This window comes from Streptomyces sp. NPDC059909 (assembly GCF_042730885.1).
Classification (GTDB): Bacteria; Actinomycetota; Actinomycetes; order Streptomycetales; family Streptomycetaceae; genus Streptomyces.
Window position 1 is genome coordinate 1 of sequence record NZ_JBHWKX010000237.1, and the last position, 1,321, is coordinate 1,321.

At 66.3% G+C, this 1,321-nt stretch carries 2 protein-coding genes; both read right to left on the reverse strand.

Annotated features, from left to right (window positions below; all coding sequences use genetic code 11):
* Positions 1–166: 166 nt before the first annotated feature.
* Positions 167–388, reverse strand: a complete 222-nt coding sequence (locus tag ACFV9O_RS40485) for a hypothetical protein (RefSeq protein ID WP_103492917.1) — start codon at positions 386–388, stop codon at positions 167–169.
* Positions 389–452: 64 nt separating this feature from the next.
* Positions 453–926 (reverse strand): hypothetical protein, encoded by a 474-nt coding sequence (locus tag ACFV9O_RS40490; protein ID WP_381676326.1) that lies wholly within the window; start codon positions 924–926, stop codon positions 453–455.
* Positions 927–1,321 lie beyond the last annotated feature (395 nt).

Consider the following 1,321-nt stretch of genomic DNA (forward strand, 5'->3'; position numbering starts at 1 on the left):
TGCCCGGCCTGCCGCTGCCCAGACCCTGACTGGGCCCGTACGCTCCAGGCGCCCCGGGCGGGGAGAGTGACGACCCCTGCCCCGGGCGCCTGTGCCGCACCGGCCTCGACCTGGGAGCCGCAGCAGCCCCTCCGCCGTCAGCCTCGCCCTCTCGACGGTGCGGGGGTTACCTCTTCTTCGGGGCGAAGAAGAACTCGCACAGGATCAGGAGAACCTGGCGGGCGTCCTCACGGCGGCGGGCCTGCTTGGACCACAGAGCCGCTGCCGTCGCCGCAGCGACGAGAGCGAGCATGGCGAGCGCGAAGAACAGGATCATGCCGGAGGCCAGCAGAGGATCAACGAAGAACAGGAACGAGCCAGCCAGCGCAAGCATGTACTTGAACAGCACGACGAAACCCTCCAAGGGTTCCGGCGTCCCACGGCCGCACTTCCGACTACCGTCAGTGGCTGACTTATGCAGGTTGGATGCGGATAGCGGTGCGCTGCCACTCGGGTTTCAGCAGCGTGTCCGATTCTCCGGGCGACCACCATACGATGCCCGGCTTGCCGGTGCGGTGAAACTCCTCGAATCCGGGGCGCAGCGCTCCAAGGTCCACGCACACGATGACGGTCCGGGTCGAGCCTGAAGACTCGAACTTCTCGGCGATCTCCTTCGCCTTGGGCGCGCCGGGCGCTACGTGCGCGATGCCCTTGTCCTTGAACTCGTTGTGCCCTTTCCGTGGGCACAACGGTCCGGTCACCACTCCGGTGAAGTTGCGCTCGATCAGGATCGGCAGTTGCGCCGCCATGGTGGGCAGCAGTACCAGCGCATGTTCCGCGCCAGGGGGTAGAGCCAGGGCGACTCCCCGGCTCCGTCCGCAGCCCTGGTTCTGTGCGGAGCAGCGGATCGTGAACGCGGTCGGTAGATCCCCGTACAGGGCACGCACGTATGCAGCGCGCCGGTCCCCGGGGCCGAATCCTCCGGGCAGTTCCCCCATTGCCGCCCCCTTTCCGGGGTGATCCTCACCTGGGGGCTGCATCCCGTCAACTCGTCAGGAAGCGGGCCGTTTCTATGTCTCGGCCGCTGGCTGCGGACGCGGACAGCCGCAAGGCCATGAGACCCCGTTTCAAGGAAGATTGATGGTCTGGCGCATCTCCGCTACCTTAGACGCATCGACTCCGTTAAGAGATGGTCTCAAGGAGGTGCGTTGATCCAGATCACGCTGGGCAGACACAGGCTGATCGACCCGCGCAAGGACGCCTTCGCGCGGTCACAGATCGGATGGACCGAAGGGCTCTCCGACCAGCAGCTCCATGACATCGCCCGGGGAACCTGGGCGAT